This is a genomic window from Kribbella koreensis, assembly GCF_039525325.1.
GTDB classification, from domain to species: Bacteria; Actinomycetota; Actinomycetes; order Propionibacteriales; family Kribbellaceae; genus Kribbella; species Kribbella koreensis.
This window is the reverse complement of the sequence record NZ_BAAAHK010000005.1, coordinates 171,202-184,031: the sequence shown is the minus strand read 5'-3', so window position 1 is coordinate 184,031 and position 12,830 is coordinate 171,202. Positions and strand designations below refer to the sequence as shown.

The following is a 12,830-nucleotide window of genomic DNA, read 5'->3' as shown; positions in this document are numbered from 1 at the left end:
AAGATCAGTCATCGTCAAGGCATGCCAGCCCGGATTCTGATCGCCGAAGACGATCTCAAGCAGGCGGAGCTGATCCGGCGCTACCTGGAGCGTGAGGGCCACCTGACCGTGGTCGTGCACGACGGGCGGGCCGCGATCGACGAGGCCCGCCGGCGCAGCCCGGACCTGCTCGTCCTGGACGTGATGATGCCCAAGGTCGACGGTCTGGACGTCTGCCGGGTGCTGCGTGCCGATGCCGCCGGCAACGGCGACGTACCGATCATCATGCTGACCGCCCGGTCCACCGAGGACGATCTGCTGCTCGGCCTCGACCTGGGCGCGGACGACTACCTGACCAAGCCGTACAACCCGCGCGAGCTGGTGGCCCGGGTCCGGACCGTACTGCGGCGCACGCGGATCCGCTCCGAGGGTGAGGTCTACCGGGTCGGCGCGCTGGAGATCGACCCGGTGCGGCACGAAGTACGGCTGGACGACGAGCTGGTCGAGGTCACGCCGGCCGAGTTCAAGATCCTCGCCTGCCTCGCCGCCTCCCCCGGCCGGGCGTTCTCCCGGCAGCAGTTGCTGGAGCACGCGTTCGGCTTCGACCACTACGTCTTCGACCGGACGATCGACGTCCACGTGATGAACCTGCGGAAGAAGATCGAGCGGGCGCCGGCCAGCCCGGCGTACCTGAAGACTGTGTACGGCGTGGGCTACAAGCTCGCCGACAAGGTGGTGACGACCGATGCGTCGTAGTGTCCTGCTGAGATTTCTCGGGCTCTCGCTCGCCGTCGCGCTCGGCGCGGTCATCGCGACCGCCGTGATCGCCACCTACAGCACCTCGGAGAAGCTCCAGGGCGAGCTCGACCAGAACACGTCGCAGCTCCAGGTCGACGGCGACATCTACAGCCAGCTCAGCACGTACGCCGTCGACAACACGACCTGGTCCGGCGTCGACAAGCTCGTCTCCACGCTCTCCGACCAGACCGGCCGGCGGATCGCGCTGACCAAGCCCGACGGTACGGTGCTCGCCGACTCGGCCCGGATGCTCGGCGCCGGCCCCGACCTCCCCTCGGTGCCCGCGGCAACCATCGACGTGAGCACGCAGCCGGGCGTGTCGATGTGGAGCACCAGCGGCGTGCCCGCGGTCGCCGCCGGGACGGCAGCGCCGCGTTCTGTGACGTATCGGGCGGCCACCGCCGTCGCGCTCGGCAGCCAAGCGCCGGGCTCGCCGGACTGGGGGCTGACGGACGCGGAGAAGCACGAGCGGGACCGGCTCACGGATCAGGCGGCCGCCTGCATGGAGGCCCGTGGCACCGATGTCACCAAGACCGAGCCGGCCGCCGGCGGTTACGCCGGATTGATCGTCGAGTCCGGGCAGACGTCCGACGGCGCCACCGTGAAGCAGTTCCAGGACCCGGCCACGCTCGCGAACGACCCGTGCGTGCCGCCAGGGCTGTACGCGCCGAGCGCGAAGGCCAAGGCGGTCAACGTCGACGAGATCCAGCGGGCTGAGCGGTGCCTGGACTCGGCCGGTGAGACCTACGATCTGGGCACGAATTCGGCGTACGGGCTGCTCTCCGTCGTACCGGTGGACAGCCAGTCCCCGGCGTCGGCCGCCTTCGCGACCTGCGTCGACACGGCCCGGACCGAGGCCCTCGCGCCGTATGTCGCGCCGGAGGCCAAGCTCTATCTCGGGGCGAAGAGCACCTTCAACGTCTTCTCCGGCGAAGGCCTCGCCCGTACTGCGGCCACCGCGCTCGGCGTACTCCTGATCGCGGCGCTGGTGATGGTGTTCGCCGGCCGCCGGCTGGTCCGGCCGATCCTGGCGCTCACCGGCGCGGCCCAGCGGATGACGAACGGCGACCACGCCGCCCGGGTCCCGGTGACCGGGCGGGACGAGGTGGCCCGGCTCGGGCACGCGTTCAACGCGATGGCCGAATCGATCCAGCATCACGATCACCAGCGCAAGGCGATGGTCAGCGATGTCGCCCACGAGTTGCGGACGCCACTGGCCAACATCAAGGGGTATCTCGTCGCCTCCGAGGACGGGGTGGTGCCGCTCGATCGTGAGCTGGTGACCTCGCTGCTGGAGGAGGCCGGGCTGCTCGAGCGGCTGGTCGCGGATCTGCAGGATCTCGCCCTGGCCGATGCGGGCAAGCTGCGCATCCATCCTGAGCTCAAGGACCTGTCCGAGCTGGCGCAGCAGGTGGTGTCGGCGCATCGGCCCGCGGCTGAGGCAGCCGAGGTCACGCTGACGGCTGAGGTCAGCGGGCCGGCGCCGGCGGTGGTGGACAACGCGCGGATCCGGCAGGCGCTGGGCAACCTGGTCTCGAACGCGATCCGGTTCACGCCCAGCGGCGGGCGGGTGCTGGTCGGCGTACGGCGGGTCGGCAACGGCTACAACCTGACTGTCGCGGACAACGGGACGGGGATCTCGGAGGAACACCTGCCCTATCTGTTCGACCGGTTCTACCGAGCCGAGCAGTCTCGCAGCCGGACGACCGGTGGGAGCGGGCTCGGCCTGGCCATCACCAAGCATCTGGTCGAAGCGCACCACGGCACGATCGCGGCGACCAGCCGGGTCGGGCACGGATCGACTTTCACGATCCATCTACCTGCGCGGTAATTAGACTGCCGGGATGGCGAGGAGTCGGAAGGCTCGGGTGGCCGACGTGCATGCGGTCGCGGCGGGGATGCCGCATGTGACCGTGGTGCAGGGCGGCGGGGAGAACCCGGTCTACCAGGTCGGCGGCAAGTCGTTCGTGTTCTTCCGGACGCGGCGGCCGGACGCGTTCGATCCGGAGACGGGCGAACGGTACGACGACGTGATCGTGTTCTGGGTGCCGGCCGAGGAGGACAAGCTCGCGCTGGTGGCGGACGAGAGCAACCCCTTCTTCACCACGCCGCACTTCGACGGGCATCTGTCGGTGCTGGTCCGCGGCAGCCGGCTGGGCGAACTCACCGTGCAGGAGCTGACCGAAGTCATCCAGGACGCCTGGCTCTCCCGCGCTTCCAAGCGCCGCGCCACCACCTGGCTCGAAGAACACCGCCTGACATAGACCCCTCCACTGCAAAACTACGAAGCGTGAGCTCACCGACACCTCCTCCTGGTCAGAACGGTCCGCAAGGCTACGGGCCGCCGCCGCAGGGGTACGGGTCACCGCCACAGGGGTACGGGCCGCCGCCCCCGGGCTATGGGCCACCGCCGGGATATGGGCCGCCCGGGTACGGGCCGCCGCCGAAGCGGAGCAATGTCGGGTCGATCATCGGGATCGTGGCCGCTGTCGTCCTGGTACTGATGACGATCGTCGGCCTGGTCGTCATCATGCAAGGCGAGGGTGAGGGCGAGGTGCCGACCGAGCCACAGGGGCAGCCCGGTCTGACCCAACCCAGCCAGCAGGTGCCGAGCGAGGGGCTCCCACCGAGTCCTACGGCGACTGCGACGGCGCCCCGCGTGGCGGCGGCCACGGCGATGGCCGCGAAGTTCGTGGCATTCATGAGCGCGAACCAGCAGAAGGAGGCCGCGGCACTCGGTTGTGAGGACTCGAAGCAGCTTCTGCCCGGCGCGCTGATGCTGATCGTCGACGAGCAGACCAAGCTCAGGGTCAGCGGCAAAGCGATCGTCCAGGAACCCGGCACGACCGCCTACCCGATGCGGATCGTACTGGTCCCCATCGCCGGGAAAACCCGCTTCGGGCCGGAGAGCGGTTTCGTGCGGATCCAGGACATCTCCGGTCAGCCGCTGTGCGTGCGAATCTACGAGCTGAAGTGACTCAGGCGGCCAGCAGCATGTCGAGCAGGCCGTAGGCGGCGACGCCGAGTAGACCCAGGGGGATCAGGAGGAGGAATCCGGTCACCCGGTCACGGCTGCTGTGGGCCAGCGACAGCGGCGCGAGAACCGCCGCGATGAGTTCGAGCCGGCCGGAGGCGTGCTTGTTCTCCACCCGCCAGAGGAAATGGATGCCCTCGGCAAGCAGCACGGCACTCAGCAACGCCACCGCGACGACCGACCGGCTGAGGTGCCACAACCGCGCCTCGGCCCGATCCGACTCGCCACCGCTGCTCAACCAGGTGCCCGTACTCCGCACCGCGCCATCCTCACTCCACCACGTCCCAGCGACCCCGAAGACGGGTCCACCCACGAGCGCGGCGAGCACCCAGACCGCCATGGTCGACGCCGAGCTGGTGACCCCTTCGATGAAGCGGGCCGATACGTAGTACCCGGTCAAGGCACCGAACAGGGTGATGAAGCCGATGAGCGCCGACCACCCGGTCGGCAAGCGCCAGGCGGCGGTGACCATGAAGGCGACGATCACCCAGACGACGCCCGAGTTGGCCAAGGTGTTCCAGTTGCCGGGCAGCTCGCCCTGCAGGTACTGGGTGAGGAATCCCAGCGCGACCCCGACCACCAGCGCACCGGCCACGGCCCTGACTATTCGTGAGGGATCGGTCACCGGATCAGTCTGCTGCACGGCAAGGGGCAAGAGCCGTCGAGACGCGCGAGCGAACGGCAGGTCGGGATGGACCTCTCGCTGCCACACTTGCCTCGTGAGCTACCCATCGCCGCAGAATCAGCCCAGCAACTGGGCGACGCCGCCGTACGGCACACCGCCGCCGAAGAACCGCGCTGGCCTGATCATCTTCCTGATCGTGGTGCTGATAGCGCTGATCATCGGCGTGATCGGATTCGTCGCCTACCGGCTCACTTCCGGCTCCGGCGGGAGCGACGGTGGTACAGCACCGGCAGGTCCGCTGACCAGTACTCAGGTGACCACGGCACCGAAGCCGGCGCCCTCCAAAGTCGTGCCCAGCAAGCCTGTGCTCAGCAAGCCCGCGCCCACGCAGACCGCGCCGAGCAAGCCGGTGGTCAGCAAGCCGGCCGCCGGAACGAAGCAGGCCGCGTTCGCCCTGGCCGGAAAGTTCGCCGGTCAGCTCAACGCCGGCGACACCGACGCCGCGGTCGCGATGACCTGCGCCGACACCAAGGCGACGATGCCGACCCTGATCGACTTCTGGATCGGGGGAAAGACCAGCCTCACCGTGAGCGAGCCGGTGCTCGGCGAAGATCCCTACGTCGTTCGGTTCACGGGCACCACCAAAGGCCAACAGGTCACGGGGATGGTCATCGTCCAGGGGCCCTGCGTCAAGGTCTTCCAGCTCTCCGCGAACTGATCAGGGCGCCAGCGAACGGGCGGTCTCCAGGAGGTCCGCGCCGGTCGGCAGGGTGGCGAGGATCGGGGTGTCGAGGCCGTTGGCGACGTACTCGTTGATCTGCGCCCGGCAGTCCGCCGCCGAGCCGTGCACGACCAGGTCGTCGATCACCTCGATCGGCACGGCGGCCATCGCGGCGTTCCGGTCGCCGGCCGCCCACGCGTCGCGCATCGTCTTCATCGCCTCGCCGCGACCGAGCCAGTCGTGGAAGGCGGCGTACCCGGGAACGGTCAGGTAGGTCGCGATCAGGAACCGGCCGATGTTGCGGGCCATCTCGGCGTCCTCGGTGACGCAGACGAAGATCCGCGCGGCCAGCTCCTTCTCGTCGCCGAGCTCGGCCCGCACCTGCCGGACGTCCGCCGCCGACAGCCAGTTGGTGATCGCGCCGTCCGCCTCCCGCGCGGCCAGCTTGAGCATCTGCGGGCGGAGCGCGGCGAGCATGATGGCGGGCGGTACGTCGGGCGCCTTCTCCAGCCGGAACCGCTTGATCGTGAAGCTGTCGAACTCGCCGTCGACCTTCTCCCCGGCGAACGCCTGGCGCAGGAACCGCAGGACGTCACGGGTGCGAGCGAACGGCGGGTCGTACGCGATCCCGTTCCAGCCGGTGACGATCGTCTCCGACGAAGCCCCGATCCCCAGCACGAACCGCCCGGGCGCGAGATCGGCCAGCGCGGCCGCGCTCATCGCGAGCGCCGCCGGACCGCGGGTGTGAACCGGTACTACGGCCGTCCCCAACCGCAGCTCCTGCTCCCACTCCGACGCCAGCACCAGCGGGGTGAACGCATCGGCGCCGGCCACCTCGGCCGACCACAAATCGGTGTACCCCAGCGAGGCCAGCTCGGTGATCAGCGGCTTGTGATCCCGGATCGGTACTCCGGTCAGCGGAACCGTCAGACCCCAGCGCATCAGATCATCCTCTTCACGAGCGGCAGCGGAGCGTACTTGAGAACCCTGGCCATCACGACCCAAGGCCAGCCGGGCACGAACGCCTTCGCCTTCTCGGCCTCGATCGCGGCCACCATCGCCCGGACGCCGGGCACGGTGTCGACGATCAGCGGGGTCTTGGCGACGTGCTCGTTCAGCTCGGACTTGATGTAGCCGGGAGCGATCGTACTCACCTTGATCGGCTTGCCGAGCAGTTCGAGCTGGAGGCCTTCGGACAGGGTCGCGACGGCGGCCTTCGTCGCCGCGTACGTGGTGACCGACTTCGGCAGGCCGCGCACCCCGGCGACCGACGAGATGAAGACCAGGTGGCCGGCGTTCCTTGCCCGGAACAGCTCCATCGCTGCTTCGGCCTGGGCGAGGACGGCGGTGAAGTTCGTCTGGGCGGTGATCAGGTTGGCGTCGAAGCGGCCGGTGCCGAGTGGCGCGCCCTTGCCGATGCCGGCGTTCACGATGATCCGGTCCAGGGTGAGCTCGGCGTCGATCGCGCGGAACGTCTCGAAGACCGCGTCGTGATCGTTCACGTCGAGGGTGCGGACCAGGATGGTCAGCTCGGGATGCTTGCTGGTCAGCTCGGTCTGCAGCGCCTTCAGCCGGTCTTCGCGCCGGGCGGTCAGCGCGAGGTTGTGGCCCTTGGCGGCGAATTGCCTGGCCATCTCCTCGCCCAGGCCCGAGCTCGCCCCGGTGATCAGGATGTTGCGTCGCATCAGGTCGCCCTATCTGTAGGAGAGCAGTTCGGTGCCGTCGAGATGGCCGTGTTCGTTGAAGCTCACCAGGGTGAGTCCGCTGCGGCCGACGGTGAGCTTGGTGATCGCGGTGTTGACGGTGACCGGGTTGAGCTTGAGCCAGAGGTCGTCGGTGCCGTTGAGGAGCCGGCTGGTGACCGCGGCGATCGGGCCGCCCGAGGTGAAGACGACGGCTGTCTCGCCCTTGCCGAGGCGGGTCGCAGTACGGCGTACCGCGTCCTCTGATCTTTGGCAGAAGGCCTGGAAGGATTCCGGATAGTCGTCGCCGTCGGTCTCGACCCAGCGTTGCGTCGCGGCGGTGAACATCTCTTGGAACGCCCTGGTCGGGTGGCCGGTGCGGGCGAGGTCGGCCAGTAGGACCGCGCGGCGTTTGTAGGCAGGCTTGTACGCGACGATCACGTGGTCGTGGTCGAACTCGTTGAGGCCTTCGTCGATCTCGGTTGGTACTTCGATGCCGGCGGTCCTGAGGGCGATCTCGGCGGTCTGCGCGTGGCGGCGCATCGCGCCCATGACGACCCGGGTCGGCTTGATACCGCGTTCTGCGAGCGCCTTGCCCAGTACTGCGGACTGCTGCTCGCCCTGCGGCGAAAGCCGGTCGTAGTCGCTGCGCCCGAACGACGCCTGCGCGTGCCGGATCAGGTAGATGGCCGGCATTCAGCGGCTCATGATCTTGCGACAGCGCCGCTCGAGCAGATTGACCGGCAGCCAGAGATTCTTGAAGCGCGGGTTGCGGGTCTGCTTGTGGTGATACCGGTAGTAGATCTGCTGCGCGATCACCGCGAGCCGGAACAACCCGAACACCTCGTAGAAGGCCCAGTTGGAGGCGTCGAGGCCGGTCTTCTCGCAGTAGTACCGGACGATCTCGTCCCGCCCGATCATCCCCGGCACATCAGAAGGCTGCAGCCGGAACCTCCTGAACGCCCAGTCGTCATCGGCTTGCACCCAGTAGGCCAGCGCACTTCCGAGATCCATCAACGGATCCCCCAGCGTCGCCAGCTCCCAGTCCAGCACCCCGACGATCTTCAGCGGGTCATCCGGCGCCAGCACCACATTGTCGAGCCTGAAGTCGTTGTGGATAACGCAGATCCGCACATCCTTTGGCTTGTTCGCTTCCAGCCAAGCCATCACCTTCTCGAAACTCGGCACATTCCACGTCTTGGCCTTCCGGTACCGCCCACTCCACCCGCCGACCTGCCGCTCGACGAACCCCTCGCCCTTCCCCAGATCCGCCAGCCCAGCAGCCACCGGATCCACCTGATGCAGATTGACGAGCGTATCGATCAACCTGTACCCGAGCTGCCGCGCCTGCTCCGCGGTCAGCTCGACCCCCAACTCGGACCGCCGCGGGATCGTCCCGGCGATCCTCTCCATCACGTAGAACTCCGAACCGATCACCGCATCATCGTTGCAGTAGGCAACCATTCGGGGCACATACGGAAAGACCGGCGCCAACTGCTGCTGGATCCGGTACTCCCGCCCCATGTCATGCGCACTCTTCGCCTTGGTCCCGGCCGGCGGCCGCCGCAGGATCAGATCCTGGTCGGAGTACTGCAGGAGGTAGGTGAGGTTGGACGCCCCACCCGAGAACTGCCGAACCTCCGGAAGCTCGTCCGGCAGTTTCGTCTGCTGCCGGAGCCAGGTGTCCACAGCCAGTACGTCGAAGGCGTCCTCGTCGCGGACCGGTCGGGCGCCTTCGACTGCGCTTGGGTTGGGTGGCATCAACGGTCTCCGGCGGCCTGCTTCGTCGCGGTTTCGGCCCGGTCGCGGGCTCGGGTGGCGATCTTGCGCATCTGGCGGTCGTACAGGGGGCGGGCGAAGCGTTTGGTGCGCCAGGCGAGCAGGGCCGGGCGGTCGGGGATGATCAGGAACTGGTGCTTCTTGATGCCGGTGATGACGTTGGCGGCGATCTCGTCGGCGGTGCGCGGGGACTTCTCGATCAGCTTGCGGGCGGTGGCGCGCATCTCGATGTCGTCGCCCTGGATCGAGTCGCCGAGGTTGGTACGGAAGAAGGACGGGCAGACGACGGAGACGGTCACGCCGTACGGGTGCAGTTCGTGCGAGAGCGTCTCCGAGAGCGCGACGACACCGGCCTTCACCGTGTTGTACGAGCTCATCATCGGCGGGTGCACGAGCCCGGCCGCCGAAGCGGTGTTGACGATGTGGCCGGAGCGCTGACGCTTGAAGAGCGGCGTGAAGGCACGACAACCACGCACGACACCCATCAGGTTGATGTCGACGACGCGGTCCCACTCGTCCAGCGACTCGACGTCGATCCGCCCGCCGGTTGCGATCCCGGCGTTGTTGACCAGGATGTCGAGCCCACCCCAGTTCTCCTCACACCATGCGACCGCCTTGTCCCAGTCCCCCGCGTCGCGCACATTCAGCTGCCGGTACTCCGCGCCTGCCGGCGGCGTCGACTCCGCCGCCACGTCGGTACTGAGAACTTGGTGGCCGTCAGCAACAAACCGGGCAACGAGCGCCGCCCCGAGTCCACTGGCCCCACCGGTGACGAGAACCCTGCTCATTCGGACTCCTTGTACTTCGCCAGCTCGATCTTCGCGACCACTCCACGATGCACCTCGTCCGGCCCGTCGGCCAGCCGCAGTGCGCGCGCACTCGTCCAGGCCCCGGCGAGCGGGAAGTCATCGGACAGCCCGCCACCGCCATGCAGCTGGATCGCCATGTCGATCACGTCCTGCGCCATCCGCGGCACGGCGACCTTGATCTGGCTGACCTCGCTCAACGCGCCGGCCAGGCCCTTCGTGTCCAGCAGGTACGCCGTCTGCAGCACCAGCAACCGCGCCTGGTTGATCGCGATCCGAGCGTCGGCGATCCGTTCGCGGTTGCCACCGAGGTTGACCAGCGGCTTGCCGAACGCGGTCCGGCTGGTGCCCCGCAGGATGGCCAACTCGAGCGCCTTCTCGGCCAGCCCGATCAGCCGCATGCAGTGGTGCACGCGACCGGGACCGAGCCGGCCCTGGGCGATCTCGAACGCGCGACCAGGACCGACCAGGATGTTGGACACCGGCACCCGCACGTCGGTGAAGGAGACCTCGCCGTGGCCGTGCGGTTCGTCGTACCGGCTCATGGCGGGGAGCAGGCGCTCGACCTTCACGCCGCGGGCGTCGCGCGGCACGAGGACCATCGTGTGGCGGGCGTACCGATGGGCGTCGGGGTCGGTGAGGCCCATGAAGATCAGCAACTCGCAGTCCGGGTGGCCGACGCCGGTGCTCCACCACTTGCGGCCGTTGATGACGACCTGGTCGCCGTCGACGATCGCGGTGGCGGCCATGTTGGTCGCGTCGGAGGAGGCGACGTCGGGCTCGGTCATGCAGAACGCGGACCGGATCGTGCCCTCCAGCAACGGCTCCAGCCACTGCTGCTTCTGCGCGGCGCTGCCGTAGCGGAGCAGGACCTCCATGTTGCCGGTGTCGGGGGCGTTGCAGTTGAACACGTACGGCGCGATGAACGAGCGGCCGGTCAGCTCCGCGATCGGGGCGTAGTCGAGGTTGCTCAGTCCTTCGCCGTACTGCTCGTTGCCGGGCTCGGCGGGTGGCAGGAACAGATTCCACAGACCCTGCTTGCGGGCCTTCGCCTGCAGCTCCTTGAACGCAGGCTGCGGCTCCCACGGATCACTGGCGGCCTTGGTCGCGGCATGCATCTCGGCCTCGACGGGCTCGATCTCGGTCCGGATGAACCCGTCGACCTGCCCGATCAACTCCTGCGCCCTCGCGGACGGTTCGAACCCCATCACGTCTCCTCGGTCGGCTCCCTTGACGGTAGCGCGTTACTGAGCAATGCTCAATAGCGTGAAAGCCGGTGAACAAACCCCCACCGATGCGCCCACGCGAGCCGGGGAGAACACGGCACCACAGGCCGAGCCGGACGGGTCAGCGCGGGACGGCGCTGAGCCGTCGCTGACGGCTGACGCGCAGGCGTCGCCGGAGCCGTCGCTGCAGGCTGACGCGAAGGCGTCGCCGGAGCCGGAGGCTGACGCGGAGGCGTCGGCGGAGCCGGAGCCGGAGCTGGAGGCTGACGCAGCGGCGTCGCTGGAGGACGGTGGGGTGCGGGCACGGGGCGGGGCTGAGGCACCGGATGGGCGGCGTCGGCGGTTGACGGCGGAGGATCGGCGGAAGCAGTTGGTGGGGATCGGGCTGATGATGCTGCGGACCCAGCCGATTCACGAGCTGTCGATCGATGCGGTCGCGGCGGAGGCGGGGATCTCGCGCGGGCTGCTGTTCCACTACTTCCCGACCAAGCGCGACTTCTACGTCGAGGTGATGAGCGCCGCCGGCCGCCGCCTCTTGCGGGTCACCAAACCCGACCCCGACCTGCCGCCCGACGAGCAACTCCGACAGATGCTCTTGTCGTTCGTAGCCTTCGTCACCCGCCGCCGAGACTCCTACATCTCCTTCGTCCGCGGCGCTGCCGGCGGCGACAACTTCGTCGTAGAGGTCTACGCCACCACCCGAGCCGGCCTCACCAACCGGGTCCTCACCCTCCTCGGCACTCCCGACGCCACCGCCCCGGCGTCCCCAATCCGCCTCACCGTCCACGCCTGGCTCGCCTACGTAGAAGACCTGACCATCGAATGGTCCGGCCTCCCCGAACCCGACCGCCCGACCACCCCAGACGAACTGGTCACCCACTTCATCGCAGCCCTAACCGCCCTCCGCGCGCTGTAGTCACCACCCGCCCCGGCCCGCTGGCGCGGCCGCCCACGCACGCACAACTCCGCCGTACGACGGTTGATGCGGTGGCAGCACCGGACTGGCAACGACTTATGCGTGCGCCGGCGAGCGCGGCTGGAGGGACTTCGTGGGTTAGCGCGGAGGGGCTGTGGAGTTGCGGATGACTAGTTCGGTGGCCAGTTCTACGTGGAGGGCTTCTAGTTCGTGGCGGTCGAGGAGGCGGGTTAGGAGGCTTACTGCCATTCGGCCCATTTCCTGGAGGGGTTGGCGGACGGTGGTGAGGGCTGGCGTGGTGGAGCGGCTGATGTCTATGTCGTCGAAGCCGGCGATGGAGAGGTCGTGGGGGACGGAGAGGCCTCGGGTGGCGGCGGCTTGGAGGGCGCCTACCGCTGCTTTGTCGTTGAAGGCGATCAGCGCGGTGGGGCGGTCAGGGAGGTCGAGGAGTTGGGCGGCGGCGCGGTGGCCGTGTTCGGTGGTGGGTTGGATCGGGCGGACGAGGGTGGGGTCGGGGAGGATGCCGGCGTCGGCGAGGGCGGCGGCGTGGCCGCCTAGGCGGGCGTCGGAGGCCAGCCATTCGCTGGGGCCGCCGATGACGCCGATCCGGGTATGGCCGAGCGACAACAGGTGAGCCGTGACCTGCCGCGCCCCGGCGAAGTGGGCTGCGGAGACGGCGGCGATGTCGCGCGGCAGCGGCGTACGGGGATCGACGACGACAAACGGGAACCGCCGCGCGCGGAGCTGGATCAGCTCGTCGCTCGTCTCCGGCGGCAGGATCAGGATCGCGCCGGCGAGGTCGCGCTGCGCGGGCAACTTGGTGAGGACCTGGTCATGCTGCGTCGCCTCACCCGCATTGAGCACCAGCCGCCGCCCATGCCGGTCCAATGTCTCCGCGATCGACGAAACGATCAGCCCGAAGTAGTCGGTCAGCACATACGGACACCGCAGATACACCGCCCCGCCAACCGGCTTCGGCGACCCACCCCGCGGATTGGGCGCCCGTACGCCGAGCCGCTCCACCGCCCGCTCGACCAGTTCACGGGTGGCCGGCGCGACGTTCCCCTGCTGGTTGAGCACTCGCGAAACCGTCGCGATCGAGACGCCGGTCTCGGCCGCGATGTCCCGGACCGTGGCCCTACCCGGCATTTGTTACATCGCCTTGTTTCACACTCCGGACGCTAGCAGATCTTGACAGCCCTCGCCTGCCGTCGTTTCCTGAGGCGCAGATGTTGCGTTCTTGTTTCATTTGTTACATCGGGGT

14 protein-coding genes are annotated in these 12,830 nt (G+C 68.5%); 6 read left to right on the top strand and 8 right to left on the bottom strand.

Annotated elements, in window-relative coordinates; translation table 11 throughout:
- The first annotated feature begins 21 nt into the window (after positions 1–21).
- From ABD116_RS11935 to ABD116_RS11920, 4 genes are all read left to right on the top strand, one after another.
- Positions 22–735: a response regulator transcription factor gene (locus ABD116_RS11935; protein ID WP_343968051.1), complete on the top strand. Its 714-nt coding sequence runs from the start codon at positions 22–24 to the stop codon at positions 733–735.
- Complete coding sequence (locus ABD116_RS11930; RefSeq protein WP_343968049.1) at positions 725–2,608, top strand: sensor histidine kinase; 1,884 nt, start codon at positions 725–727, stop codon at positions 2,606–2,608. Before ABD116_RS11935 ends, ABD116_RS11930 begins: the two co-directional genes overlap by 11 nt.
- 13 nt (positions 2,609–2,621) lie before the next feature.
- Complete coding sequence (locus ABD116_RS11925) at positions 2,622–3,041, top strand: MmcQ/YjbR family DNA-binding protein (protein WP_343968046.1); 420 nt, start codon at positions 2,622–2,624, stop codon at positions 3,039–3,041.
- Positions 3,042–3,256: 215 nt separating this feature from the next.
- Positions 3,257–3,754, top strand: a complete 498-nt coding sequence (locus ABD116_RS11920) for a hypothetical protein (protein WP_343968044.1) — start codon at positions 3,257–3,259, stop codon at positions 3,752–3,754.
- 1 nt (position 3,755) lies between these two features.
- On the opposite strand, the gene ABD116_RS11915 is transcribed toward ABD116_RS11920, so the two are convergent.
- Positions 3,756–4,436: a DUF6518 family protein gene (locus ABD116_RS11915; RefSeq protein WP_343968042.1), complete on the bottom strand. Its 681-nt coding sequence runs from the start codon at positions 4,434–4,436 to the stop codon at positions 3,756–3,758.
- A 94-nt stretch (positions 4,437–4,530) separates the two neighbouring features.
- Between ABD116_RS11915 and ABD116_RS11910 the strand changes: the two genes are divergently transcribed.
- Positions 4,531–5,154, top strand: a complete 624-nt coding sequence (locus tag ABD116_RS11910; RefSeq protein ID WP_343968039.1) for a hypothetical protein — start codon at positions 4,531–4,533, stop codon at positions 5,152–5,154.
- Here the strand turns inward: ABD116_RS11910 and ABD116_RS11905 are convergent, their stop codons facing one another.
- Genes ABD116_RS11905 through ABD116_RS11880 form a run of 6 tightly spaced genes read right to left on the bottom strand, consistent with a single transcriptional unit; the run spans position 5,155 to position 10,632 of the window.
- Positions 5,155–6,099 carry an LLM class F420-dependent oxidoreductase gene (locus tag ABD116_RS11905; protein WP_343968036.1) on the bottom strand — a complete coding sequence of 315 codons (945 nt, stop codon included), beginning with the start codon at positions 6,097–6,099 and terminating at the stop codon, positions 5,155–5,157.
- Complete coding sequence (locus ABD116_RS11900; RefSeq protein WP_343968034.1) at positions 6,099–6,842, bottom strand: SDR family oxidoreductase; 744 nt, start codon at positions 6,840–6,842, stop codon at positions 6,099–6,101. The genes ABD116_RS11905 and ABD116_RS11900 overlap by 1 nt, the downstream gene beginning before the upstream one ends.
- Before the next feature lie 9 nt (positions 6,843–6,851).
- Positions 6,852–7,535, bottom strand: a complete 684-nt coding sequence (locus tag ABD116_RS11895) for a histidine phosphatase family protein (protein ID WP_343968032.1) — start codon at positions 7,533–7,535, stop codon at positions 6,852–6,854.
- Positions 7,536–8,600: a phosphotransferase family protein gene (locus tag ABD116_RS11890; RefSeq protein WP_343968029.1), complete on the bottom strand. Its 1,065-nt coding sequence runs from the start codon at positions 8,598–8,600 to the stop codon at positions 7,536–7,538.
- Entirely contained in the window at positions 8,600–9,406 is an 807-nt protein-coding gene (locus ABD116_RS11885; protein WP_343968027.1) for an SDR family NAD(P)-dependent oxidoreductase, read from the bottom strand. Before ABD116_RS11885 ends, ABD116_RS11890 begins: the two co-directional genes overlap by 1 nt.
- On the bottom strand, positions 9,403–10,632 hold the full coding sequence (locus ABD116_RS11880; RefSeq protein WP_343968025.1) for an acyl-CoA dehydrogenase family protein: 1,230 nt from the start codon (positions 10,630–10,632) through the stop codon (positions 9,403–9,405). Before ABD116_RS11880 ends, ABD116_RS11885 begins: the two co-directional genes overlap by 4 nt.
- 58 nt (positions 10,633–10,690) lie before the next feature.
- On the opposite strand from ABD116_RS11880, the gene ABD116_RS11875 reads away from it, so the two are divergent.
- Positions 10,691–11,566, top strand: coding sequence for a TetR family transcriptional regulator (locus tag ABD116_RS11875; RefSeq protein WP_343968023.1), 876 nt, complete (start codon positions 10,691–10,693; stop codon positions 11,564–11,566).
- Positions 11,567–11,704: 138 nt separating this feature from the next.
- Here ABD116_RS11875 and ABD116_RS11870 read toward each other — a convergent pair whose 3' ends face one another.
- A complete protein-coding gene (locus ABD116_RS11870; protein WP_343968021.1) occupies positions 11,705–12,715 on the bottom strand; it encodes a LacI family DNA-binding transcriptional regulator in 1,011 nt (336 codons plus the stop codon).
- Positions 12,716–12,830 lie beyond the last annotated feature (115 nt).